The organism is Xylanibacter brevis ATCC 19188, assembly GCF_000621725.1.
GTDB lineage: Bacteria > Bacteroidota > Bacteroidia > Bacteroidales > Bacteroidaceae > Prevotella > Prevotella brevis.
Map to the genome: position 1 here is coordinate 170,556 of NZ_JHXM01000004.1, position 24,671 is coordinate 195,226.

20 protein-coding genes are annotated in these 24,671 nt (G+C 44.7%); 4 read left to right on the forward strand and 16 right to left on the reverse strand.

The features are described 5' to 3' along the window. Positions 1-29: 29 nt before the first annotated feature. From T433_RS0103600 to T433_RS14530, 5 genes are read right to left on the reverse strand one after another with little or no spacing between them, the layout of a single operon-like run. On the reverse strand, positions 30-731 hold the full coding sequence (locus tag T433_RS0103600; RefSeq protein ID WP_345938757.1) for a ParA family protein: 702 nt from the start codon (positions 729-731) through the stop codon (positions 30-32). 21 nt (positions 732-752) lie between these two features. Continuing rightward, positions 753-1,199 carry a hypothetical protein gene (locus T433_RS0103605; RefSeq protein WP_027454888.1) on the reverse strand — a complete coding sequence of 149 codons (447 nt, stop codon included), beginning with the start codon at positions 1,197-1,199 and terminating at the stop codon, positions 753-755. Beyond that, entirely contained in the window at positions 1,196-2,275 is a 1,080-nt protein-coding gene (locus T433_RS0103610; RefSeq protein WP_027454889.1) for a hypothetical protein, read from the reverse strand. Before T433_RS0103610 ends, T433_RS0103605 begins: the two co-directional genes overlap by 4 nt. Positions 2,276-2,283: 8 nt before the next feature. Then, the gene (locus T433_RS0103615) at positions 2,284-4,890 is read right to left on the reverse strand and encodes a bifunctional DNA primase/helicase (protein ID WP_162164161.1); all 2,607 of its coding nucleotides are present in this window, start codon (positions 4,888-4,890) and stop codon (positions 2,284-2,286) included. Between the two features lie 14 nt (positions 4,891-4,904). Next, positions 4,905-5,297, reverse strand: coding sequence for a helix-turn-helix domain-containing protein (locus tag T433_RS14530; protein ID WP_155808327.1), 393 nt, complete (start codon positions 5,295-5,297; stop codon positions 4,905-4,907). Between the two features lie 186 nt (positions 5,298-5,483). On the opposite strand from T433_RS14530, the gene T433_RS0103630 reads away from it, so the two are divergent. Then, complete coding sequence (locus T433_RS0103630) at positions 5,484-6,290, forward strand: helix-turn-helix domain-containing protein (RefSeq protein WP_027454891.1); 807 nt, start codon at positions 5,484-5,486, stop codon at positions 6,288-6,290. A 4-nt stretch (positions 6,291-6,294) separates the two neighbouring features. On the opposite strand, the gene T433_RS15795 is transcribed toward T433_RS0103630, so the two are convergent. From T433_RS15795 to T433_RS0103650, 4 genes are all read right to left on the reverse strand, one after another. Next, entirely contained in the window at positions 6,295-7,818 is a 1,524-nt protein-coding gene (locus T433_RS15795) for a site-specific integrase (RefSeq protein ID WP_052356973.1), read from the reverse strand. Between the two features lie 107 nt (positions 7,819-7,925). Further along, complete coding sequence (locus T433_RS0103640) at positions 7,926-8,222, reverse strand: DUF1016 N-terminal domain-containing protein (protein WP_081778349.1); 297 nt, start codon at positions 8,220-8,222, stop codon at positions 7,926-7,928. 788 nt (positions 8,223-9,010) lie between these two features. Continuing rightward, positions 9,011-10,798: a DUF349 domain-containing protein gene (locus T433_RS0103645; RefSeq protein WP_027454893.1), complete on the reverse strand. Its 1,788-nt coding sequence runs from the start codon at positions 10,796-10,798 to the stop codon at positions 9,011-9,013. Positions 10,799-10,907: 109 nt separating this feature from the next. Further along, positions 10,908-11,834 (reverse strand): magnesium transporter CorA family protein, encoded by a 927-nt coding sequence (locus tag T433_RS0103650; RefSeq protein ID WP_027454894.1) that lies wholly within the window; start codon positions 11,832-11,834, stop codon positions 10,908-10,910. Positions 11,835-12,145: 311 nt separating this feature from the next. Here T433_RS0103650 and nadB point away from each other — a divergent pair, with 311 nt between their 5' ends. Further along, complete coding sequence (gene nadB, locus T433_RS0103655; RefSeq protein WP_027454895.1) at positions 12,146-13,735, forward strand: L-aspartate oxidase; 1,590 nt, start codon at positions 12,146-12,148, stop codon at positions 13,733-13,735. Positions 13,736-13,856: 121 nt separating this feature from the next. Here the strand turns inward: nadB and T433_RS0103660 are convergent, their stop codons facing one another. Then, the gene (locus T433_RS0103660) at positions 13,857-14,339 is read right to left on the reverse strand and encodes a DKNYY domain-containing protein (RefSeq protein WP_052342060.1); all 483 of its coding nucleotides are present in this window, start codon (positions 14,337-14,339) and stop codon (positions 13,857-13,859) included. Positions 14,340-14,505: 166 nt separating this feature from the next. Further along, positions 14,506-17,169: an alanine--tRNA ligase gene (gene alaS / locus T433_RS0103665; RefSeq protein ID WP_027454896.1), complete on the reverse strand. Its 2,664-nt coding sequence runs from the start codon at positions 17,167-17,169 to the stop codon at positions 14,506-14,508. A 110-nt stretch (positions 17,170-17,279) separates the two neighbouring features. On the opposite strand from alaS, the gene T433_RS0103670 reads away from it, so the two are divergent. Beyond that, entirely contained in the window at positions 17,280-17,630 is a 351-nt protein-coding gene (locus T433_RS0103670) for a MerR family transcriptional regulator (protein WP_027449575.1), read from the forward strand. A 26-nt stretch (positions 17,631-17,656) separates the two neighbouring features. On the opposite strand, the gene T433_RS0103675 is transcribed toward T433_RS0103670, so the two are convergent. Genes T433_RS0103675 through T433_RS0103695 form a run of 5 tightly spaced genes read right to left on the reverse strand, consistent with a single transcriptional unit; the run spans position 17,657 to position 23,735 of the window. Continuing rightward, positions 17,657-19,930: a RelA/SpoT family protein gene (locus T433_RS0103675; RefSeq protein ID WP_027449576.1), complete on the reverse strand. Its 2,274-nt coding sequence runs from the start codon at positions 19,928-19,930 to the stop codon at positions 17,657-17,659. 45 nt (positions 19,931-19,975) lie between these two features. Then, positions 19,976-21,280 carry a lytic transglycosylase domain-containing protein gene (locus tag T433_RS0103680; RefSeq protein WP_027454897.1) on the reverse strand — a complete coding sequence of 435 codons (1,305 nt, stop codon included), beginning with the start codon at positions 21,278-21,280 and terminating at the stop codon, positions 19,976-19,978. 10 nt (positions 21,281-21,290) lie between these two features. Beyond that, positions 21,291-21,989 (reverse strand): DUF5683 domain-containing protein, encoded by a 699-nt coding sequence (locus T433_RS0103685; protein WP_044109150.1) that lies wholly within the window; start codon positions 21,987-21,989, stop codon positions 21,291-21,293. Positions 21,990-22,047: 58 nt separating this feature from the next. Then, entirely contained in the window at positions 22,048-22,968 is a 921-nt protein-coding gene (locus T433_RS0103690) for a ParB/RepB/Spo0J family partition protein (RefSeq protein ID WP_027449579.1), read from the reverse strand. A 2-nt stretch (positions 22,969-22,970) separates the two neighbouring features. Further along, complete coding sequence (locus tag T433_RS0103695; RefSeq protein WP_027449580.1) at positions 22,971-23,735, reverse strand: ParA family protein; 765 nt, start codon at positions 23,733-23,735, stop codon at positions 22,971-22,973. Positions 23,736-23,901: 166 nt separating this feature from the next. Between T433_RS0103695 and surE the strand changes: the two genes are divergently transcribed. Beyond that, on the forward strand, positions 23,902-24,669 hold the full coding sequence (gene surE / locus T433_RS0103700; protein ID WP_027454898.1) for a 5'/3'-nucleotidase SurE: 768 nt from the start codon (positions 23,902-23,904) through the stop codon (positions 24,667-24,669). Positions 24,670-24,671 lie beyond the last annotated feature (2 nt).

Below are 24,671 nucleotides of genomic sequence, written 5' to 3' on the forward strand. Positions count from 1 at the left end.
CTTGTATACATTCATACTTAACTACAATTCTACAATTTCTTAATCTTCTCTATAAGTGGCTTAAAGGCATTCTCTACAGCCTTCTCTTGCCAATAATCAAGAGTATTAAGCGTATTGTAGCTCTTTACGGCCACACCATGCTTAATTCGTGGTGTTACATAGCCGATATTACCAAGAAGCTTAACGGCTTCATCACGGTCTTTCTTTACTTGTTCCCTTCTCTCATCACTAACAACGATATTATTGGGGACAAAAACCATTTTAGCAGGACATACACGCTTAAAAAGGTCACAGAAGAGCATCGTAGCATCGACAGTGTCAGTATCGTAGCCAAATGGCACTATGGCCACATCAGCAGCCTGATAGATGTACTTTAATGCGTGGTCGCTGACATTGCCAGGACAGTCAATCAGGATCCAGCCAGGAATACTCTTAAGCTTCTCCATTAACGATTCTACCATCTCATCATCAGATGTATTGATGGATTGGATTTGCCACGGCAGTTTCTCTGTAGGATTATCCGACAAATCACGCTGACGGTGACGATACAAAGACTGCTGGATATCAGCGTCCATAACGGCAACAGGAATGCCCTGTTGAGCCAGATAAGTGGCAAATAGCCCGCAAAGCGTGGTCTTGCCTACTCCACCCTTAATGTTGGTGAATAAAATAATACGTTTTTTCATTTTTAATTCTTTTTTTTCGTTTATAAATAAGTTATCATAATACATAAGAATACTGTCATTAACAATCTATCCTATTATACATATTGAAAATACATTAGCAATATCCTTGGTTGCGACCAACTCCTTACTATCGTATGACAAGAGAAATGAACTCAAAAATCCCCATATTTTTGAGGGCAATTTCTCTATTTCTAAAATTACTAAGTTATTTCTTAGTAATTTATAAATAATTTCCCAACTTTTTAACTCCTTGTAACTTCTTGTCTTACAGATATTTACAAATATGCCTTGCGCATTTTTTTGGGGTATTTGCGCATTTTTTTGGGGTAGTATGACCATTTTTGCGCATTTTTTTGGGGTATTTGCGCATTTTTTTGGGGTAATATGGCCATTTTTGCGCATTTTTTTGGGGTATTTGCGCATTTTTTTGGGGTATATTTTGTATACACCTACTATTATGAATAAAGGCTTCATTTCAACTTCCATTTGTGATATAATATTCAATACTATCATTCCTTCTCTTCTTCACTATTCTTATCCTTCCGAGGAAAAAAATCTCGATTGATTTCTATATCATATACTAATTCTCCAGAGGCTCCAGAATACTCTTTGTAGCCTTTTAAAATACCAGTATATTTACTGGCAGCTATCGCATCCAATGTTATATCCTTGCAGGCTTTGAAATTTCTGCAACTAAAACGTTCATGAGCAAGTGTATCATAAATCAATGAAGCCCTCATCTTAATCGACCTATTTCCCATACTTCCAGCTTGTTTTAGTATGCTATCAAGTGTTATGGCATACTGGGGAGGAACCTTATTTTTATAATATTCAGATAATTTTGACGATGTCGGAAAGCAATGAATATAAGCCTTCGAAAGATTTGCAAAAAACGCCTCATGAAGTTTAACAAATGATGTGGTGGAATTCTTTCCCAACCTTATACCAAGGGATATGAGATTGTCATACATCATAACAGTTTCCAACTTACCCGTTTTATGGTTGAGAGCCTTATAAACAAGCATCCCCCTCCATTTGTCGTTTTCAGTTTCGCCTACTGTTGGATAACCACCTAACTCGCGAAGATGTCTGAATATAAAATCAGCTTTGCTACCCGGCTTGTTTGTGTTGTATATCCTACATGCAAGAGCATAAGCAGATGTATAAACTTTACCGAACTCGTTATCTTTTGGCATCATAAAATTGGGAGCTTTGAAATTATAGTTATTAACTACCTGTTCATTATACATTTCCAATAGTACCATAATTATAAATCTCTTTGTTTTATCAAGGACTATTTGCTCACCGCGTTGATTATACATCTCTACGGGTTTACATATTTTCTCTTCTCGAGCTAAATCAAAATATTTTTTCTGTATTTCCGGGTCAAGTTCAGAAAAAAGACACTTAGGTTGCCTTCTGGCTCCATTAATCAAAGCATTATTGGTATATATCCCATAATAATGCGCACGGGGAGTTTCTTCTCCCATAAGAGTCTTGGAAATAGTATTCGCAGACACTCTTCTGGGGGTAGCCGTATTATTCTTTTTTAAAGGAGTAACCATATTTGTTTCTTTTTTGCTTGACATCTTATTATCTAAAATGGTCTATAACTTTTATTCTCTTGTGTGGCAGAAAGCTCTGTCTCAAATTCAAATTCCTGCTGGGCATCCGAGACGACATGATTACCTTCAATATGACCTGTGTTGCCGTTGATCTCAAGAATTGTTGTAATCCCAGTCATGACGGTTCTTGATTTAGTATAAACCATATAAAGTTGTCCAGGTTCTCCAAGATTGAGTCCAGGAATACGCTCCTTTATCTTTTCTGTCATCTTTCCTTCTTGGTCGTTCTTACATCCTTCTTTACTGCTCCAAACGATTATAATCTCTCCAGACTTTCTGGCTATCCAATATGAATCTGCAATACACTGGTTGGTCAGTGCCAAAGGTGTTTGAGCCGACTGGGCATTGAGCTGTGCAGCCAACACAATAGGAATATTGTAACGCTGTGTCATAAGGTCAAGTTCAACCATAACTTCTTTCAATTCGTCAGGACGCTGATACCTGGTATTCTCTATATAAATCTCTTGAACATAATCAATAAAAATGGCTTTGATTTTAAACTGTCGCTGAGTCAAAACTGAGTTTAATATGGTCTTCAACTCACTTAGATAAGGAGTTTCAGGTTTAACAACCTTCAGCAGACGACGATGAAGAATCTCCTTAAACATAGCAACCTTCCTCTTGAAAGGAACAATTTTATCTTTTTTCATGTATTTCGTACTACCATCGTGGAGATATTCTGCAATTGTTTGAGCATTGTTATGTCCTGAGGCCTCTCTTGTTAACTCGATGTTCGCATAAGCATTCAGAAGGGTCGCTATCGTCTGTTTTTTACTTTCCTCGTAAGGAATATAGACTACACAACCTTCCTCGCCGTTTAAGGCTTCACTAAGGGCTATATGTTGCAACACTTTACTCTTTCCATGGCCAGTGTGCGCAGCAATGGTTGTAATGCCTGGTGGTATCATTAAACGATAATTGCTTCCATACTTCTCCCCGAACACTATATCAGTCTTAAGAAGCTTATAATCATCCTTGAAACTTTCAAAGACTTCGTCGGTATCGTCGGCAAGATAATCAATACAATTACTCTTACTTAATTCCTTACGGATATCTCCACCAAGGGAATCAATAGCCTTGAAATATTCCGGATAACCTTCTTTCTTAATGTTGTCCAGCAAACTTTGAAGTTTGCTCTCTATAAGCTCCTGCGTTTTTCTGCTTATGTTTTCAGCATCGGCGATATTTGCTTCTTCCTCTATCGCTGCTTTATTAACCTGACTACCTGTTGCTTCTTCAAATTTACGGAAGATCATATCACGTTCCAAGGGCGTGGTATAAGGAGAGTTAGCAATATCAATAGCTTGACGCATGAACTCGTCGATATTCTTCGACGTAAGCCCACCTTCTTCAGTCTGACGTTGGATAGCCCTAATCAAAGTTTGTTCAAACAGGAAAAAAGATGCTGGTTCTGCAAACTTTATGATCTTTTGAAGTTCATCGATACTATGATACCTTAAGAACTCGTCTACATCAAGCTTTTTCCCTGACTCAGAGGGCAGAAAAGCATAGAACGCCGTTAGCCCACCATTCCGAATCTTTTTTATTGCTTTTTCTATCTTCTCATATGTTTTTTTCTGTTTTTCATCATTTTCCTCCGTGTCAAAAAGGAGCGTAATCCTTCTCACACCCTTGGCCTTTAGTTCTTCGATGACTTTCTCGCTAAAGTCAGCACCAGCAGCCGCTACAACATTTTGCAACCCAAGTACCTGAGCATGAAGAGCATCAAGTTCGCCCTCAACTAAAGTAACATCACGATCCCACTCTTTATTCCTTGTTAAATAAAGACCTCTGAAACCAAAAAGATACTGGCCTTTGGGTAGTCCATAGTTGTTATAGTATTTAGGAAGCGGTTTGCCTTCCTTGTTTAAATTTCCATTTATCTCACGGAATTTGAACCCCCGAATATTGTTACCACACATATATGGAATTGCAAGCTGGTGGGTACGTCCTACACCATAAGGAAGTGACGTTCTTTCGCCACTCTCTATAGCTTTAGCGGCAGCAGGATTGAATGACAGAAGTAACTTCTCACTATTAATTCTGTCAGCCATTTCTGCAGATATGAAGCCGAGGCCCATATTCTTGATAAGATTAACGTCATAGCCTCTAATGTCAGTTAAATAATTGAGGACTTCTTTGCCCTCCTTTGCGAATAAAGCTTTCTGCATGTCGCTACACAGCATCTGAATTGTATCAACACGCTTCTTATACTGCTCGTATTCCTCATTGTTAAACTGAGGCATTTCTATATCTACCTCATCACACAGCCATTTGATAGTTTCTACGAAATCCTTTCCTTTCGCATCTCGTGCATACCCCTTATATAAAAGGGCATAACCGATGAGCGAAACACCATTTCCACCGTCTGTTTCACCTACGCTATAACGATAACTGGAGTCTGTCTTGATGTAAGAGCGTTCACTTGCTCCAGACTGAGACTCTGAGCCATCAACGTGAAATGGACTGCTCCAGCGGTAACCCTTCTTTGTCCAATTCCTCTCAGGGAAGATGGTATCCATGTTTTCGAGAACACGAGGAAGCAGTTCGTCGTTAATAAAATCGTATAACTCTATCATAGCTATATTGTGACTCATTTAGTAAGTTTTTCAATGTCAGAACGGCGATAATAAACACGCCTTCCTACTCTCACAGGAACCAAATAACCATTCCTCTCCCACTTCCATAGCGTAGTATGGCTTACATTGAACCCAGTCAACACATCCTTTTTCGTCAGTAAAGCCCCATCAGACTCCGGGAATAGACATGAAGAGTCCTTTTCTTTAGTCAAGGAATCTTCCATTTCTGACAATTTCAGAGCCCTTGCGAACTCCATTATTCCGGTATCGGTCATAGTGAACGAATAATGACCAGGACTCTTTCTTATTTCAGAGACCAAGCCGCTTGCCAACAGTCTCTCTTCCATTCTTGTTTCCAACAATGGAGCACTGGTAGACTCTACGTGATTGAAATTACTTTCTTTCATATTTTTCTTAATTTAAGTTTATATTTTACTTGTTATTATCTTTTTTTTGTACCTTTGCACCAATAAAGGCTTGATGAATTTTGCCTCAAAATCGGAACGAAGTAACATTTTCGATGCAAAGGTAATTATTTTAGGGCATTTGTAATAATATTAGGGCATTTTATGTTCTATTTTTAACGTTATTTAATGATTGAAGGTGATATTGTGAAAGAAGTTCATGTAGGAGAAGCCCTGCGTTTATGGTGTAAGAAGAATAATCTTACACGGCAAAAGCTTGCTGATTTGATGAACCTTCCAAAATCAAATATTGATAGAGTTTTATCTAAGCCCTCAATTGAGACAAGTAAACTAATAGAATTATCAAGGAAGTTAAACCATAATTTTTTTGCAGAATTCTGGTCGGAAACAAGCTACGATGATCTCGAAAAGGAGGGTGTTTTTTTAGCAACTCCTCCACAAACAATAAACATTGGGACGATTATAAGTCTTCATCTGGCAGGAAATCACATTACGCAGAATCAATTAGCATCGTCACTTGGTGTGACACATCCTGTTGTTAGCAAGTTACTAAAAAAGGAGTCTATCGATACAGATAAACTTGTTACGATATCAAATATTCTTAATCGTAATTTCTTTAAAGAGTTTTATATGCTTCATCTACCAAAAGGAACAGATTTTACTGGTTCACCAATCGTTCCTGTAGATGAAAATGAAGCATTTAATAACATATTGAAACCTATTCTCAAAAGAAATGAAGATCTTGCTGCAGAGAATGCTCGATTAAAAGACTACCTGAGAGAAGTTTATTCCAAGATGCAGAAATTCAAGGAGGACAATGGCGTTTCTATTGAAAACTGGGACAGCCTGGTTAAGACGGAAGGTGTAGACGTCATGAAAATGGCAACCTTCTTCTTTGTGGAAGAAAATATCAAGAAAATGTTAGATGAATCAGACCAAGCAGACTCATCCAACAAAAAAGAGAAGGACGAATAGCCTTTTACCCAATAAGATCTATTACATCCTTAAGAGTTTCATCTTCGATATTGCGATAACGCTTAAAGGCCTTGGATCCTTCAACATGACCGCTCATCTTACCTATCAAGTTGGGATCAGCAACCTTGAAGTAAGCATTGCCAATGAAAGTACGGCGAGCAAGATGACTTGAAGCGATCTCATTGATTGGTCGCAGCTCATACTCACCTGTCAGCGAATTACGCACCTCGACATTTCTGGTAATCCCAGCCATTGTGAATATCGCTTTAATGGCATCATTATATTTTTGAGCAGAAACAAAGGGGAAGAGTCTTCCTTTCTTGTCTTGACCTTTATATTTCTTTATCAGTTCAATAGCTTTAGGATGCAGTGGAACTCTGGCCTGAATTGCCTCCTCTTGATCATCCGTTTTTTTTGGCGTGTATGCAAGTATTTTATTTTCAATGTACTGGGGAGTAAACTTCACAAGGTCACTTACTCGACATCCTATAAAACATTGAAAAACAAAAATATCTCTGCATGCTATAATGGTTTCGATTTTCACGTTTATGCTCTTACGAAAGCCATCATCCATCTCCAACCATTTCTGTTCAAGATCACAGTCTGCAATTTTATTTCTCTCCTCAATACTTATGTAATAAGGTGTACCGACCTTGGCAGTGCCAATCTTGACACCATCAAAAGGGCGATTTGAAGTCATGCCCTCTTCAACAAAGAACAGGAAGAGCGACTTCAGGCGCGTACGCATTTTGATAATAGTATTCTCACCTCGCGCCTCTATAACATTGCGTCCTTTCTTTACTGAAGCAGGATAATCCTCAATCAATTTTGCAAATAGATTTGGATACATCTCTGACAACTCTTTCTCATGGCGCATATATTCACTTAACTCCTCTATGTCGTCACGAGTAACGGCATCTATGGAGAAAGCATAATCCTTCCTCGCTTTATCAGTAGCTCTGACATATCCTTGATATCTGGCTATAACGCGAGATAGAACGCGAAAAGTTCTTGCATGAGACTCTGCAAGCTGATGACGACTGATATACAATTCAACAAGATCGAAAAATGACTTATCTGTCGTCTTTATGTTATACTTTTCCGGATGATGAAACATGTCAACCACCTCTTTAAGCCATTCACTTGAAAGACCACTCTTATCGACACTTTCAAAACGATCAAGAATGAATTTCTTCAATTTTTCAATGCGTTCAACCTGTTCACGATGGTATTTTACCTCAGGCGTTTCTAAACGCTGCTTGAAAACAATAGTACCACTCTTACGAAGCGCATAGCCATTTTTCTCAGCTTTCTCAACAGACGACGTAATAGCGTTACCAGGAACCTTTACACCTGCTTTCTCCGTTTTCTCACGATTAATATAATACTCGAAGTACTCAGGATTTACAAATATCCCACTTTTGGAATAAAGATCAAACGATGTTCCTTGAAAGAAACGCACCATGATTTCACTCCTTCCAGTTTCTTTCTGTACCTTACTCGATATTCTAAGTTCTATCTGTGCCATATCAAAAAATTACTCTTCACTGTCAATAGTGTTTTCAATTCTGGCCTTTGCGACCTCCAATGATTCTTGAATCTGCTGCATCAAAACATGACGAGGCGGCAACTCTGTTAGGTAAAAAGAGAAGCAAACTGCATCATCCTTCTGATATTTCTTGTCTCAAATCCTCTCTTTCCATACTCCTCTTGTAATTGTGTCGCAACCTGCGTCACAATTTGTTTTCCATACTCTGCACGTTGGTTACCAAGCAAATCGCGATTAATTCGTTCGCCAATATGCCAATACATCATTGTCAGTTCATAATTTGCTGTAGCAGCCACATGACTACGTGCCTGCTTGACAATCTGGCGCAAATCTTCTATCAGCATCTGTGCTTCTGGCTGCGCATACTTCCCGACCTCTTCCATCAGATATATCCTAATAAATTTGTTATTCTCAACTAAATATCGTACCTTTGCCACGAATATATAAAGCGAACTTTAAAATATTGAGCATTAAAATACGGCTGCAAAGATACACAAAAAAAGCCACGGGAATGCATAATTTTTCCCGTGTTTTTCCCGTGATAACACAAATTTAACATTACTTAAGATAATACAAGCTGCTTGTAAAATCCCGGAAACCCCTATAAAATCAGGCTTTTTAAAAAACTTCGATTTTTACTGATTTCTTTCAATCACCATATATTGAGTCCGGGTACCCCAACAAAATCCGCTAGGTCACTGAAAAGTGCTTAGCGGATTTTCTTTTATTCAATTACGCCCTCGTCGTCCTTTTCATAAATCCTGAATACGAGAAAGCCCACATAAAACAAGTCTTTTTCCCACGCTATAGTGGCGCATTACCAACAGAAAAGCGTTACTTTGGTAATTCACGACTTAAGTCGAAAGATCTCACGACTTAAGTCAACAGATCTCACGACTGGAGTCAACAGTTCTCACGACTGGAGTCAAAAGATCTCACGACTTAAGTCGTAAGACACCAAAGTGCCACTATTAGCATATAACAGCAGCACTATTAGCATATAACAGCAGCACTATTAGCATATAACAGCAGCACTATTAGCATATAATAGCGGCACTATTGACTTATAAAAAGAACTGAAACAACAAACAAAAAGGGCCCTCTGACTGCCAAGTTGTTTGCTTGACAAGCCAAAAGGCCCTGTCTGTCAGTCGGGAAAAGCTACCCGATATTATTCTTTGTTTTCGGCATCGATAGCCTTGATCTTATCTTTTACCAGCTGCATATCGTCCTTGAGCTTCTGCACCTTGCGGTTCATCTCGTCGATGAGCGAGTTGCCCTTCTTTGAGCTGACGCTGAGGAAGCCCAGGTTGTTCTCGTAGGTAGCGATGTCCTGCTTCAGGTTTTCGTACTGACGCATCAGACGGGCACGCTCGCTGTCGAGTGCAGCCTCGCCACGCTCGGCCACCTGCTTGAGGTTGTCCTTGAACTTATTGAGGCGCTTCTTGGCCACAGACACGTTGAGCTCCTTATACAGCTTGTCGAGTACAGCGTGGTATTCCTCGTAGAGCTTGTCCTTCTCTTTATAGGGAACATGACCGATGGCATTGTATTCTTCAACAAGCTTCTGAACCTTTGACTGCAGGTCTTCGCCAGCCTCTTCGGCAGCAGCCTTCAGGCGTGCAATGACATCCTGCTTCTTCTCCAGGTTCTGATGCTCCTCGCTGCGCTGACCAGCGCCAGCAGCATTGCGAGCCTCGAAGAACTTGTTGCAGGCTGCCAGGAACTCTTCCCACAGCTGGTCGCCCAACTTCTTAGGCACCATACCGATGGTCTTCCACTCCTTCTGCAGGGCAATCAGCTTATCGCTGGTAGAGCGCCACTCGGTGCTATCCTGCAGAGCCTTAGCCTTCTCGATGAGTGCACGCTTCTTGTCGGCATTTTCCTTGAAAGCATCCTTGAGGGCTTTGAAGTGCTCGGCCTTAGCTGCGAAGAACGCATCGCAGGCGGCACGGAAGCGCTCGAAGATCTTCACGTTCATCTTCTGAGGAGCAAAACCGATGCTCTTCCATTCCTGCTGGATGGCAATAATCTCCTGAGTAAGACGTTCCCAATCTGCACTACCCTTCTTTTCTTCGGCAACGATGGCCTCCACCTTCTCGCAAAGCACGGTCTTCTTCTGCAGGTTCTCCTCCTCGCGGGCACGGATATCCTCGAAATGCTGCTGATGGCGCTTGTTGATAACAGTAGAAGCAGCCTTGAAGCGCTGCCAGATTTCCTCACGCAACTCCTTGGCCACGGGACCAGTCTCACGGAACTCCTGATGGAGCTTCTGCAACTGATGGAAAGCGCTGATCACGTCTTCCTCGTCGGCCAACTTCTCGGCAGCCTCGCAGAGGTGCGTCTTCAGCTCCAGGTTTTTCTTGAAATCGTACTCGCGGGCTTCGCTGTTCAGCTTCAGCAGGTCGTAGAACTGCTCTACGTAGAGCTGATAGCTGCGCCACAACTCGTTGGCCTTATCGGCAGGCACACTCTTGATTTCCTTCCACTCTGCCTGCAGAGCTTTGAAGTCCTGGTATGATTTATTGGCTTCCTCGGGCGAGGTCACCATATTTTTGATCTTTTCAATAATCTCGAGTTTCTTCTTCAGATTCTCTTCCTTCTCAGCTTCCTGCTGACGGAACTGTTCGGCACGACGCTCTTTGATGACGCCCATCTCGGCCTTGAACACCTCCTCGAGTTCGTCGGGGGTCACTTGATAGGTGGCAGGATCGCCTCCAGCATCAACATATGCTTTCTGCTGGGCATCACGCTCGGCAATGTGAAGTTTGTAGAACACGGTCTTCAGATATTCCACCTCATCCTTCTGAGGAATTTCCTCACCATGGGCAATTTCCTTTACCCTGTCGAGCACTTCCTTCTTAGAGGTATATACCTTACGCTCTTCGACTGCGGCTTCTTGAGCCATTACTTCTTCCTGTGTCCCCTGTTCGAGGATGTTTTCTTGAGAGTCCATCATTTAACTTTTTAGTTACTGATTCGATTAGTACACACAAAATTAGGCCTCAAAATTACGGAAAATAATTTTAACAGCCTAATTTTCTGTGATTTTTTTTCATTTTTGGGGTTTAAATAAGCCTTTTATACCTAAAAAACCACCAAGCAAGGGCCGAAACGCCCACTGAAATAGCCATAGCAAAGAGGAAACCAAAGTGGCTAGACTCCATGCCATTGATGAGGTTCATACCGAAAAGAGAGGCTATCAGCGTGGGGAACATCATGATAATGGTCACTGAAGTCAGCGTACGCATCACGGTGTTCATATTGTTATTAATAATCGACTGATAGGTATCCATCGTCGATTCGAGGATGTTCGAATAGATATTGGTGGTTTCGCGGGCCTGCGTCATCTCGATGTTGACATCTTCAATCAGGTCGGCATCGAGTTCGTCGATCTGCAGTTTGAACTTCAGTTTAGACAGCAGGGTCTCGTTGCCACGAATAGATGTCTGGAAATAAGTGAGCGAATCCTGCAGACGGCTCAGGCCGATCAGGCTTTCATTGTTCACCTCCTTGTCAAGATTGCGCTTGGCTTTATCTATCAGCAGATTGATTTGCTTCAGGCGCTTCAGATACCACACGGCGCTGGAAAGGAACAAACGGAAAATCATGTCCACATGATCGGTGAATCCATCATTGCGCTTCTGCTGATACGAGACGAAGTCAATCATCATGTTGGTCTCGTAGTAGCACACGGTAATCGTGACGTCGCGCTTGTGGATGATACCCAGAGGCACGGTGGTATAGGGTGTGCGCGAACGCACCTCTTTGACATAGGGAATACGCAAGATGATGAGCATCCATCCGTCATCGTATTCATAACGGGCACGCTCGTCGGTATCGCTGATGTCTGAAATAAAATAATCGGGAATACCAAAGCGCTCTTCGAGTTCGCGCTGGTCTTCGTCTGTTGGACACGTCACCTGTATCCAGCAATTAGGCTGCCACTCCTGCAGTTGGCTTAGCCCCTCTGTTGTGTTCCAATAGGTCTTCATGATGCTAATCCGTTTGATAATACCACAAGTACGAAAGCGCGAAAGCACTCGTGTACATGGATAGTTTTACGAAAATAATTTAGCGGCAAAGGGATTAGCAGCCTTGTCGCTATCCCCCGCCATTACGAATTGTAATTGTCCGCCGGGTAATCGTCCATAATTTTGTTGATAATTGGTTTAACGGCTGCAAAGGTACGAGAAAAAAAGTAAAAAACATAGAAATTGAGGAAATTATTTACCTTTTTTTTTATTAAACAATTGTTTCTCAATTATTATGCGTACCTTTGCAGTGTTTTAAAACAAAGAAGAGCATGGTCTATAAATACGACTTTCTTATTATTGGTTCAGGAGTAGCGGGCATGAGTTATGCCCTGAAGGTAGCACGCGCCAACAAAGGTAAAGTGTGCATGATTTGCAAAACGACACTTGATGAAGCCAACACCTCGTTTGCACAGGGCGGCGTGGCATCGGTTACCAACCTGCTGGTCGACAACTTTGACAAGCACATTGAAGACACCATGATAGCAGGCGACTATATTTCTGATCGCGCTGCCGTGGAACAAGTAGTTAGAAACGCACCCGAACAGATTAAAGAGCTGGTAAAATGGGGCGTAAACTTCGATAAGAAGGAAGATGGAAACTTCGATCTGCACCGCGAAGGCGGACACTCGGAATTCCGCATTCTGCACCATGCCGACGATACCGGAGCAGAGATTCAGCGCGGACTGATGGAGGCCGTGCGCAGCAATCCTAACATTGACATCAAGGAGAATCACTTTGCCGTTGAGATTATCACACAGCACCATCTGGGTGCCAAGGTGACACGACGCACACCATATATTAACTGTTATGGTGCATACGTGCTGAACCCCGAGACCGAGAAGGTGGACACCTATCTGGCAAAGGTCACCGTGATGTGTACTGGCGGATGCGGTGCTGTTTATCAGACGACCACCAACCCCGTGATTGCCACTGGCGATGGCGAGGCCATGGTCTATCGTGCCAAAGGTACGGTGGCCGACATGGAGTTTGTGCAGTTTCACCCCACCGCCCTCTACTCACCTGGAGAAACCCACCCTGCCTTCCTCATCACCGAGGCTATGCGCGGCTATGGCGGCATACTGCGTCTGCCTAATGGCGAGAGCTTCATGGAGAAATACGACGAACGCCTGTCGTTGGCACCACGCGACATCGTGGCTCGCGCCATCGATAAAGAGATGAAGATTCACGGACTGGACCACGTCTGTCTGGACGTGACACATAAGGATCCTGCCGAGACGCGCCGTCACTTCCCCAATATCTATCAAAAGTGTCTGTCGATGGGCATCGACATCACGACCGACTACATCCCCGTGCGCCCCGCTGCCCACTACATGTGCGGTGGTATCAAGGTGGATTTGAACGGTTGCTCAAGCATTGAGCGCCTCTATGCCATCGGCGAGTGTTCTTGCACTGGTCTGCACGGTGGCAACCGTCTGGCATCCAACTCACTCATCGAGGCTGTGGTCTATGCCGATGCTGCAGCCAAGCACTCATTGGAGCATGTGGACCTCTACGACTTCAACGAGAAGGTGCCTGAATGGAACGACGAGGGCACGCTGACCAACGAGGAGAAGGTGCTCATCACACAATCTGTAAAGGAGGTTGGAGAAATCATGTCTAACTACGTAGGCATCGTGCGTTCAGACCTTCGTCTGCATCGTGCCTGGGTGCGCCTTGACACGCTTTATGAAGAGACCGAGAACCTGTTCAAGCGCGTGAAAGCCACAAAGGACATCTGCGAGTTGCGCAACATGATCAACGTGGGCTACCTGATTACTCGTTTTGCCCTTGAGCGCAAAGAAAGCCGAGGTCTGCACTACACCATCGACTATCCGGCTCATGCCTACGACAAGGAATAAGAAAAGTTTCGAGCAGAATCAGAAATGGTTCTAAAGAAAAGGAAAACAAGTCTGAGAAATCAGAAATAGAACATAAAAGAAAGAGCGACAACCATCATGGTGTGTCGCTCTTTCACGTTATTTATTCAATCTTTTTACCCTTGTAAAATACATCATAGGAGTCTTCACCATAGCCATCACCCGTATATTTAAAGGTTAACGCCATGGCTCCATCGACCTTCTGGCCATAGTAGAACACTGTAAAGGAGTCCTTTGCATAGCCTCCACCCAACTCTTCAAATGATTGTGCATGCGCATCCAACTTCTTGTTGCCATAATAGACGTTGAACTTTGTCTTATAGTAACCGCGATGCGATGGCGGAAGTTCTTCGTTACGCCCTTGATTACGCCAGCTGCTGGGCTCTTTCAATCGGAACGAAGAAGGGTCTACATTCTCCAACACACGGCCATCCATATAGACATTGTACTTATCCTTGGCATAGCCACAGCCCAAATCACGGAAGGTACGAGCATCGGCATACTTCAACAACGCATGACCAAAATAGACGTGTCCGCGGTCTATCTCATAGCGCTGAGCACTGGCAAATAGGCAAAAGCCTGTCATTACTAACAGCAAAAGCGATTTGCGAAAAACAGATGTTTGAGTCATAATCTTATAGTTTTAAATGGTTGATGGTGCAAAGATAAGGAATATCAACAAAAAAAGAATAGGAATTTCCGCATAACTTTGGAGGAAATCCCTATTCTTTAGAATATTTAACCAGGCTGTTTTAGAGGTTTGCCAGTTCAACAACCTTATCAACAGCAGCACTGAGTCCGTCAACGCTCTTACCGCCAGCCTGTGCGAAGTGAGGCTGACCGCCACCACCACCCTGGATGAGCTTAGCGGCTTCACGAACCATCTGACCTGCATTCAACTTGCGGTCTGCTACCATGTCGTCGCTCATCATGATAGAAAGCTGTGGCTTATTGTCAGCATGCGTTCCAAGTACACAAAGCAGAGAGCCATCGACTGCGGCACGAATTTTGAAGGCCAAGTCCTTGGCAGCAGCAGGAGCCATGGGCAGTACGGCAGAAACAACCTTCACACCATTGATATCACGGGCCTTCTCAACCAACTGCTTGGCAGCGCGCTCTACAGCCTGAGCCTGGAAGCTCTCAATCTCTTTCTTCATAGAGTCGTGCTCCTCGATATACTTACGGATTACGCCCTGAAGGTCCTTGGCATTGTTGAAGAACGACTTCACAGCACGGAGCATATCCTCGGTCTGATACAGCAGTTCCTCGCACTCCTTACCAGTCTTGGCCTCAATACGACGGATACCGGCAGCAACGCTGCTCTCAGAAATAATCTTGAAGAAACCGATACGACCGGTGCTGCTGGCGTGAACACCACCACAGAACTCGCATGAAGGACCGAAGCGAACGACACGAACCTTGTCGCCATACTTCTCGCCAAAGAGGGCGATAGCACCAAGTTTCTTAGCCTCATCGAAAGGCATATCGCGATGCTCGTCGAGCTGTATGTCCTGACGAATCATATCGTTGACCATGCGCTCTACCTCACGAATCTGCTCATCGGTCACCTTCTCGAAGTGAGAGAAGTCGAAACGCAGCGTGTCGGGGCTTACATAAGAACCCTTCTGCTCTACATGGTCGCCCAGCACCTGCTTCAAAGCATAGTCAAGCAGGTGAGTGGCAGTGTGATTAGCGGCAGAGGCATCACGCTTGTCGGTATCGACACAAGCCATAAATTGTGCTGCAGTGTCCTTAGGCAACTGCTTCACGATATGTACGCTCTGACCATTCTCGCGCTTGGTATCGATGATCTCGATGGTCTCGTTCTCGGAAACCAGAACACCCTGGTCACCGACCTGTCCACCCATCTCACCATAGAAAGGTGTGTTGTCGAGAACCAGCTCATAGAACTCGTTCTTCTTCTGTGTCACCTTGCGATAGCGCAGGATGCGGCACTCATATTCGGTAAAGTCGTAACCTACGAACTGCTGTTCGCCTGCTGCCAGCTCAACCCAATCAGAGTTCTCGACAGCAGCGGCATTACGAGCGCGGTCTTTCTGCTTCTGCATCTCGGCATTGAACTGCTCTTCGTTGACGGTAAATCCGTTCTCGCGGCAAATCAGCTCTGTCAGGTCGAGAGGGAAGCCATAGGTATCGAACAGGCGGAAGGCCTGTACGCCATCCAGTTCTTTCTTGCCCTCAGCCTTCAACTGCTCCATAGCATCGTTGAGCATGCCAATACCCTTTTCGAGTGTACGGAGGAAAGAATCTTCTTCTTCCTTCATCACCTTGGCAATCAGTGTCTGCTGTGCCTTCAATTCGGGGAAGGCATCGCCCATCTCCTGAACGAGTGTAGGCAGGAGCTTATAGAGGAAGGCCTCTTTCTGTCCGAGGAAGGTGTAAGCATAGCGTACGGCACGACGCAAAATACGACGAATAACGTAGCCGGCCTTAGCGTTTGAAGGCAACTGGCCATCAGCAATAGAGAAAGCTACAGCGCGCAGATGGTCGGCGCAAACACGCATGGCCACGTTGATATTGTCCTGCTCCTTGCTGATAGGATTCTCTGTCTCTTCCTCGAAAGTGTAGTATTTCAGTCCAGTGATCTGCTGCTCGGCCTTGATGATGGGCTGGAACACGTCAGTATCATAGTTAGAATGCTTGCCCTGCATCATGCGAACCAGACGCTCGAAGCCCATACCGGTGTCAATCACATTCATTGACAGGGGCTCCAGAGAGCCATCGGCCTTGCGGTTGAACTGCATGAACACGATGTTCCAGATCTCGATAACCTGAGGATCGTCCTGGTTCACCAGCTCACGGCCACTCTTACCACTGGCTTTGCGCTGCTCGGGGGTGCGAGAGTCAACATGGATCTCAGAGCAGGGACCACAAGGACCCGTGTCACCCATTTCCCAGAAGTTGTCGTGCTTATTACCATTGATAATGTGGTCGGCAGGCACGTGCTTGGCCCAATACTTGGCAGCCTCATCATCACGAGGAATATTCTCCTCTGGAGAGCCTTCAAATACGGTGACATAAAGATCCTCTGGGTTCAACTTCAAGACATCTACAAGATATTCCCATGCCATGTCAATAGCACCCTCCTTGAAGTAGTCACCGAAGCTCCAGTTGCCCAGCATCTCGAACATGGTGTGGTGGTAGGTGTCATGACCTACTTCCTCCAGGTCATTGTGCTTACCAGAGACGCGCAAGCACTTCTGTGTATCCGCTCGACGGCGAGGTTCTGGGTCGCGAGTACCCAGGATAATATCTTTCCACTGGTTCATACCAGCGTTGGTAAACATCAACGTTGGGTCATCCTTAATCACCATTGGTGCAGAAGGCACAATGGCATGCTGTTTCGACTCAAAAAATTTCTTAAACGAGTCGCGAATCTCTTTAGCGGTCATCATTGTTTCTATACTTTATATACAATTTGGGTGCAAAATTACAAAAAAATGGCGAATAAACGATGACGAATTAAGAATTATTTCGTATCTTTGCAAACAAATGAATATGTATTATGGCACTGAATCTTAATAAAAACCTAAAGTTGTACTATTCCATTAAGGAAGTGGCAGAAATGTTCGACCTTAACGAGAGTACACTACGCTATTGGGAAACCGAGTTCCCCCATTTGAAACCAAAGACAATGGGGCCTAACAAAATTCGCCAATATTCAGAAAAAGACATCAAACAGGTCAAGTTGATTTACAACCTGGTTAAAGAGCGCGGATTCAAGATCTCTGCTGCCAAAAGCATCATCAACAACAACCGTGACGGTGCAGACAAAACGGCCGATGTCCTGGCACGTCTTGTCAATGTAAGAGACAATCTGCAAGCCCTGAAAAAACAATTGGACGGACTCCAATAGAGTTCGCCCAATTATTTATTTTGCCATTACATAATCTGTGAAATTTCTTTCAAGTCTTCTATTTCTTTCAGACTGACTATAATCGACTTCACATCATCTCGATCGTGAACCTTCAAGTCTATCCATCCTTCAAATATACCATCTTCTGTAGTGAAGGTCAGTTTGCGAATATCAACGTTTAACTGATTGGAAATGACCTGAGTAACTTCGTTTACCAATCCGCGACGATCAATACCGCCCAAGCGAATCGTTGCATCGAAGAACAGATTCTTGTGCATATCCCATTTAGCATCCAGGATGCGGTTGCCATAGCTGGCTTTCAGCTTGTTGGCCACAGGACAGGCACGCTTGTGAATCTCGATGCGATTCTGATTATCAATATATCCCAAAGCATCATCGCCCGGAATGGGATGACAACATGTGGGGAAGATATATTGTTTGATATTCTGAGCAGTGATATAAATAGGTTTCTTTCTATTGAACTTCTCGGGAACGATAAAGAGTTCCGGCTGGTCATTAACAGCCTTCTTGGCCTTAACGAAAGGCACATACTTACGCCATCCACCGTTACTTTCGCTCTTTGCCTTATGTTTACCATTGAGCTCGTCAACATCCTCGTCGCCAAGAATAATGCGTTTCTCGCCCATGGCCAGGAAGAACGGTTCACGACGGGTAAAGTCGTGCAAGTGCATCAACTGGTCGATATGACTCTGGTTAGACTCAAAGCCATTCTTCTGCAACCAGTCGTCCAGCAGTTCTTCACCTTTCTTCTGCACCTCGCGATTGTCTCTTCGCAGGATAGCCTGTATTTTGGCCTTTGCCTTAGCTGTGGATGCAAAGTTAATCCATGAAGGTTGCACACGTTGTGACTTAGAGGTCAAGATCTCCACCTGGTCGCCACTGTTCAATCGATGACTCAGAGGCACCAACTTATGGTTGACCTTTGCACCTATACAGTGCGAACCTAAGAACGTGTGGATAGAGAAAGCAAAGTCAAGCACCGTGCATTCGGCAGGCATTGTCTTGATTTCGCCCTTCGGAGTGAATACAAAAATCTCGCTTGCAAACAGATTCAGTTTGATAGAATCTATGAAGTCCATGGCGTCTGGCTGTGGGTCGTCGAGTATCTCCTTGATGGTTCGAAGCCACTGGTTCAACTCATTCTCGTCCTCACTATACTCACCATCCTCCTGTTCACCTTCTTTGTATTTCCAATGAGCCGCCAAACCCTGTTCTGCAATCTCGTCCATGCGCTCTGAACGAATCTGCACTTCAATCCAGTGGCCCTCCTTTGACATCAGTGTGACATGCAGCGCCTGATAGCCGTTTGCCTTAGGATGGCTCACCCAGTCGCGCAAACGATCGGGATGACTCTCGTAGATCTTGCCAAGTTCCACATAGATATTAAAGCACTCGCGAGCTTCAGCTTCTTTGCTTGTTGCTTTGAAGATGATGCGCACAGCCAGGATGTCATAGACCTCCTCGAACGTGACATGCTTCTTCTGCATCTTGTTCCAGATGGAATAAGGCGTCTTGATGCGCTCCTTAATCTGGTACTGCACGCCCATACGTTTGAGCATATCCTCAATGGGAGCCGTAAAGAGGTCGAACGACTGATGGCGCGTCTTATAAGTCTCGGCCAACTTATGCTCTATGGTAGCATATTCCTCTGGGTGTTCAAACTTAAAACTGAGATTCTCGAGTTCCGACTTTATCTTATAGAGTCCCAATCGATGGGCCAATGGTGCATAGAGATAGAGCGTCTCACCAGCAATCTTATACTGCTTGTTGGCTGGCTGAGAGTCCAACGTACGCATATTGTGAAGACGGTCGGCAATCTTAATGAGGATAACACGAATGTCCTCACTCATCGTGAGCAGCAGTTTCTTGAAGTTCTCTGCCTGTGCCGACGCTTTCTCACCAAAGATACCACCACTGATTTTGGTCAGTCCATCAACGATCTGGGCAATCTTTGGACCAAACATGTTGGAGATATCCTCCACAGTATAGTCGGTATCCTCTACCACGTCGTGCAGCAAAGCGGCACAGATACTGGTAGAACCCAATCCAATCTCCGAACACACAATCTGTGCAACGGCAATCGGATGCATAATATAAGGTTCGCCCGACAAACGACGTACGCCCTTATGAGCCTGACGTGCAAAGTTGAATGCTTTTGCAATCAGGTCAACCTTCTTGCGATGGCGTGAATTTAAATAATCATTTATCAGTCGGTCATAGGCCTCATTAATCATCTGATCATCGGCCTCTTCGCGTCGCATCATCTCTTCATCGTCCATAGTATTCCTCCTTAACCTTATACCTTAATATATTATATAGCAATATTATCTCACCTTCAGCTTCTGACCGGCACGGATGTTGTTACCGCGAATACCATTCAGTTTCTTCAGCTTAGATACCGTCGTACCATTTCTGCGTGCTATGGTAGAAAGAGACTCACCCTTTCTCACCGTCACTTGTCGTCCGCCACGTGAACTCTTACGTCCGCTGCGTTTGCTCGACACCGATTTAGAAGGTACGAATGTATTGTCTATCTCCACCTCAGCACGTTTCAGCGGGGTCGCAGAAGCATAGACCGAGTCCTGCATGGTGATAAACGTGTTCACATCGTTCAAGGGCAGGCGGATAGGCATAGGCTTTGAAACGCCAGGCACCACATCACGACGATAGACAGGGTTGAGAGCGCGTAGCATCTGGAGATCCAGATTGCACACCGAAGCAATCTGAGACAGAGTCAGATCACGGTTTACCATCACTGTATCTGTTTGTGAGGGCAACTGCGTTCTCATCGGACAGATGCCATGCTCACAATAATAAGTCATCACATAGTTGGCAGCAATAAAGGCAGGCACATAACCGCGTGTCTCCTTGGGAAGATAAGGATAAATCTTCCAATAATCGCGTTCGCCACCAGCGCGTGCTATAGCCTTATTGATATTACCTGGACCACAGTTATAGGCAGCAATCACCAGATTCCAGTCGCCATAAACCTTATATAAATCACTCAGCAGGTGAGCAGCAGCATAGCTAGCCTTCACCGGATCGCGACGTTCATCAATCAAACTATTGATTTCGAGGTTATACATCTTTCCCGTGGATACCATAAACTGCCAAAGACCTGTTGCTCCAACACGAGAGACAGCAGTGGGATTAAGGGCAGACTCAATGACGGGCAGATATTTCAATTCCAAGGGAACCTGATAAGCTTCAAGTGCTTCCTCAAAGATAGGCATATAGAAGTTAGAGGCGCCAAGCATAAAGCCCACTTGGCGGCGCAGACGTCCGGCATAACGATCGATACAAGAGCGCACCACCTCGTTATACGACATCTCCATCACGGTAGGCATGCGCATCAGGCGCTCAGTATATTCCTCTTTTGAGAATAGCGGGTTTTCGCCTGTTGTTCTGCAATCTTCATCTACAGTCAGATAACTCTTAGACTCATAGAGGTTCATCAAGCTATCCATCATATTGTCGGCCATGGCTTCGGGGAAGTCTATTTCTTCCACATCGCCATATTCATCAGATACAATGATTTCTTCGTCTTCTACCTCCACCTCTATCTGCGCCTGTGTGTTGACCACACAAGTCAGAAGCATTGCGGAAAGTATTATCAGTTTTCTCTTCATAAAATCTTCTTTAGAAATTAATGCTGCAGTTCACGCCAATCGACGTTGCTGACAGCGATCTGCTATTCAGGCCGTTGCCCATGACTGTTGGGCGCACCTTCATGCTCAGGTCTTTTGAGATATCAAACTCAGACAGCTCTGCATCTACATAGGCATCAATCACCGAAACGACATAGACGCCCACCATACAGAAGAAACTCAAGTCGCGCCAACGGCGATAGCGGTCCTTACGACTCTTAAACACCGACTTATAGCGCTCTTCATTCTCAGGCGTAATGGTACGTCCCAGATGCAGAAACTTATTATAGCTGGCTGTTGTAGGATCATCATCCATGATGTCCAGATAAGCCTGCTGATAGTCCTTGTACATCATGTTGTTCCACATCAGTGCATAGACACATCCCACAAAACCTCCATACACTATTGGCAACTTCCAGTACTTACGGTTGTAAATCTGTCCACCGCCAGGAATGACCATAGCCATCCAAAGGGCTCGTTGGGGGTCAGGACGCCACGTGCTCCAGTCCTTCTTGGGTTTTGAAGCCTTCAACGTCTGATGGACCACTGTCTGCACCGCGGTTGTATCAATGACAGCAGCTGTATCTATTGGCAGAGCAGCATACATAGAGTCGATGACCTGCATGATAGAGTCAGCCACCACGGTCTGGGCTTTTGTCTCGGTCAACGGCAGACACAGCGACAGTACCATAAGCACTATTGCCTTTCGCAATCCCCGTATCATGTCAAAGCCCCATTTCTTCATTTGCTCAATGTCCTGCATTCAGCACTTTTAATATACGTTCCAGATCGCCCTCGTTGTCGAAAGGAATGCTAATCTTTCCTTTACCACTAGGAGAGCAAGTCATTTGAATCTTTGTCTGGAAGAAGGTTGTCAGACGTTTTTTCACTGCGTCATACTCTGCAGGCAACTTAGCCTTTGCAGCAATCTTTCTATTGGCACCTTGTACGTCTTCACCATTCTTCAGCATCTGAACCATCTCCTCCACCTTTCTCACGGAGTACTGGTTCTTGAGCACCTCCTTGAACAACTTCAACTGCATGGAAGGAGAATCGAGCGACAGCAGGGCACGGGCATGTCCCATGTCTATTTCGCGATTCTTCAGTGCCATCTGAATCTGGGCAGGCAACTTCAGCAGACGCATATAGTTGGTCACAGCCGTACGGCTCTTGCCCACTCGTTCAGAAATTTTCTCCTGCGTCATGCCACTGGTTTCTGCCAGGTGTTCATAGGCCAACGCAATTTCAATGGCGTTCAGGTCCTCACGCTGAATATTCTCTACGAGGGCCAACTCCATCACGCTCTCATCATTAGCCGTGCGGATATAGGCAGGTATCGATGTGAGTCCTGCTTGTTGAGAAGCTCTCCATCGGCGCTCACCTGCAATGATCTGATAGCGATCGGGCGCTACCTGACGCAAAGTGATGGGTGCAATGATACCCATGGTTGCAATACTTGTAGCCAGCTCCTGCATAGCCGTCTCGTCAAACTCACGACGAGGCTGATCAGGATTTGGTTCAATCTGTTCGATAGGAATCTCATTCAAGTTTGACGAACCTTGAGTTTTCACCTCGCTTGTATCAATGAGTGCATCCAGTCCGCGGCCGTTTCCGATATCATCGAGTCCGCGTCCAAGCACATTCCGGTCAAATTTCTTTCTTACAGCCATTATTATTTATTCTTACTAATGATTTCTTTTGCCAATGCCAGATGGTTCTTACTACCTGTAGAGTCTGCGTCGTAAAGGATGACAGGCAGACCGTGAGAGGGACTCTCCGAGAGTTTCACATTACGCTGGATAACCGTCTTGAAGACCAGTTCCTGGAAGTGACGTTTCACCTCGTCATAAATCTGATTTGCCAGACGCAGACGTGAGTCGTACATCGTCAGCAAGAATCCTTCAATCTCCAGTTTCGGATTCAGCTTACTCTTAATAATCTTAATGGTGTTAAGCAGTTTGGAGATACCCTCCAACGCAAAGTATTCGCACTGCACGGGTATGATTACCGAGTCGGCCGCCGTCAATGAGTTAACGGTGATAAGACCCAATGAAGGTGAGCAGTCAATGAGTATATAGTCATATTCTGCACGAATTGGATCAAGCAGTTTCTTAATAACTTTCTCGCGATTGTCTAGGTTCAACATCTCGATCTCGGCACCAACCAGGTCGATATGACTAGGTATGATGTCAAGTCCTTCAATGTCGGTTGTGTAGATAGCCTCGCGTACATCGGCCTTATCAATGATACATTCGTAAATAGAACAGTCCACCTGCTTGATATCCACACCCAATCCACTTGAGGCATTGGCCTGTGGATCAGCATCGACGACGAGCACCGTCTTCTCAAGGGTAGCCAGCGAAGCTGCCAGATTGATTGTAGTGGTGGTCTTTCCTACGCCACCCTTTTGGTTAGCTAATGCAATAATCTTTCCCATTTCAATCTTTTCTCCTTTATAGTTTTGAACTGCAAAGATACAACTTTTCTGTGAAACAATGAATGTTTCACTGATATTATTTCAATAATTTTAGAATTATTCTCAGCCCGTCTTTACTTTTTCTCAAAAAGAATAGTTACCTTTGCAAGAAATTTTTTTAGGAGTAATGAACAGCAAAAAACCACTCATACTTATTTCCAATGACGATGGCTATCAGGCCAAAGGTATCAACTGTCTGGTGGATATGTTAAGACACCTGGGCGACATCATTGTTTGTGCCCCCGACTCGGCACGCTCTGGTTTCTCGTGTGCTTTTTCAGCCACCACGCCTCTGCGCCTCAACCTGCATCATGAAGAGGAGGGACTACAGATATGGTCGAGCAATGGCACACCCGTTGACTGTGTCAAACTGGCTCTATCGCAAATCGTTGACCGACGTCCAGACATTGTTATCGGCGGTATCAACCATGGTGACAATGCATCTGTCAACACACACTACAGCGGCACGATGGGTGTGACGCTCGAGGGATGCATGAAGTACATTCCGTCTATCGCCTTTTCTCTGTGCGACAATCGCGACGATGCAGATTTCGAGCCTTTACGCCCCTACGTCGTTTCGATGACAGAGAAAGTTCTGACCAAAGGACTTCCCAAGGGTATCTGCTTGAATGTCAACTTCCCTCGCACTGCGAAATACAACGGTGTAAAGGTGTGCCGCATGTCACAGGGCACCTGGGGCCAGGAGGTTACGCGCTGTCATCATCCTCGTGGCTACGACTATTTCTGGATGGTGGGACACTATCAGAACGACGAGCCTGATATGCAAGACACCGACCGCTGGGCTTTGGACAATGGCTATGTGGCCATCACCCCAACTCAGATTGACGTTACTGCCTATACATTTATGGATCAAAAAGACAACTGGGAGGAATAATT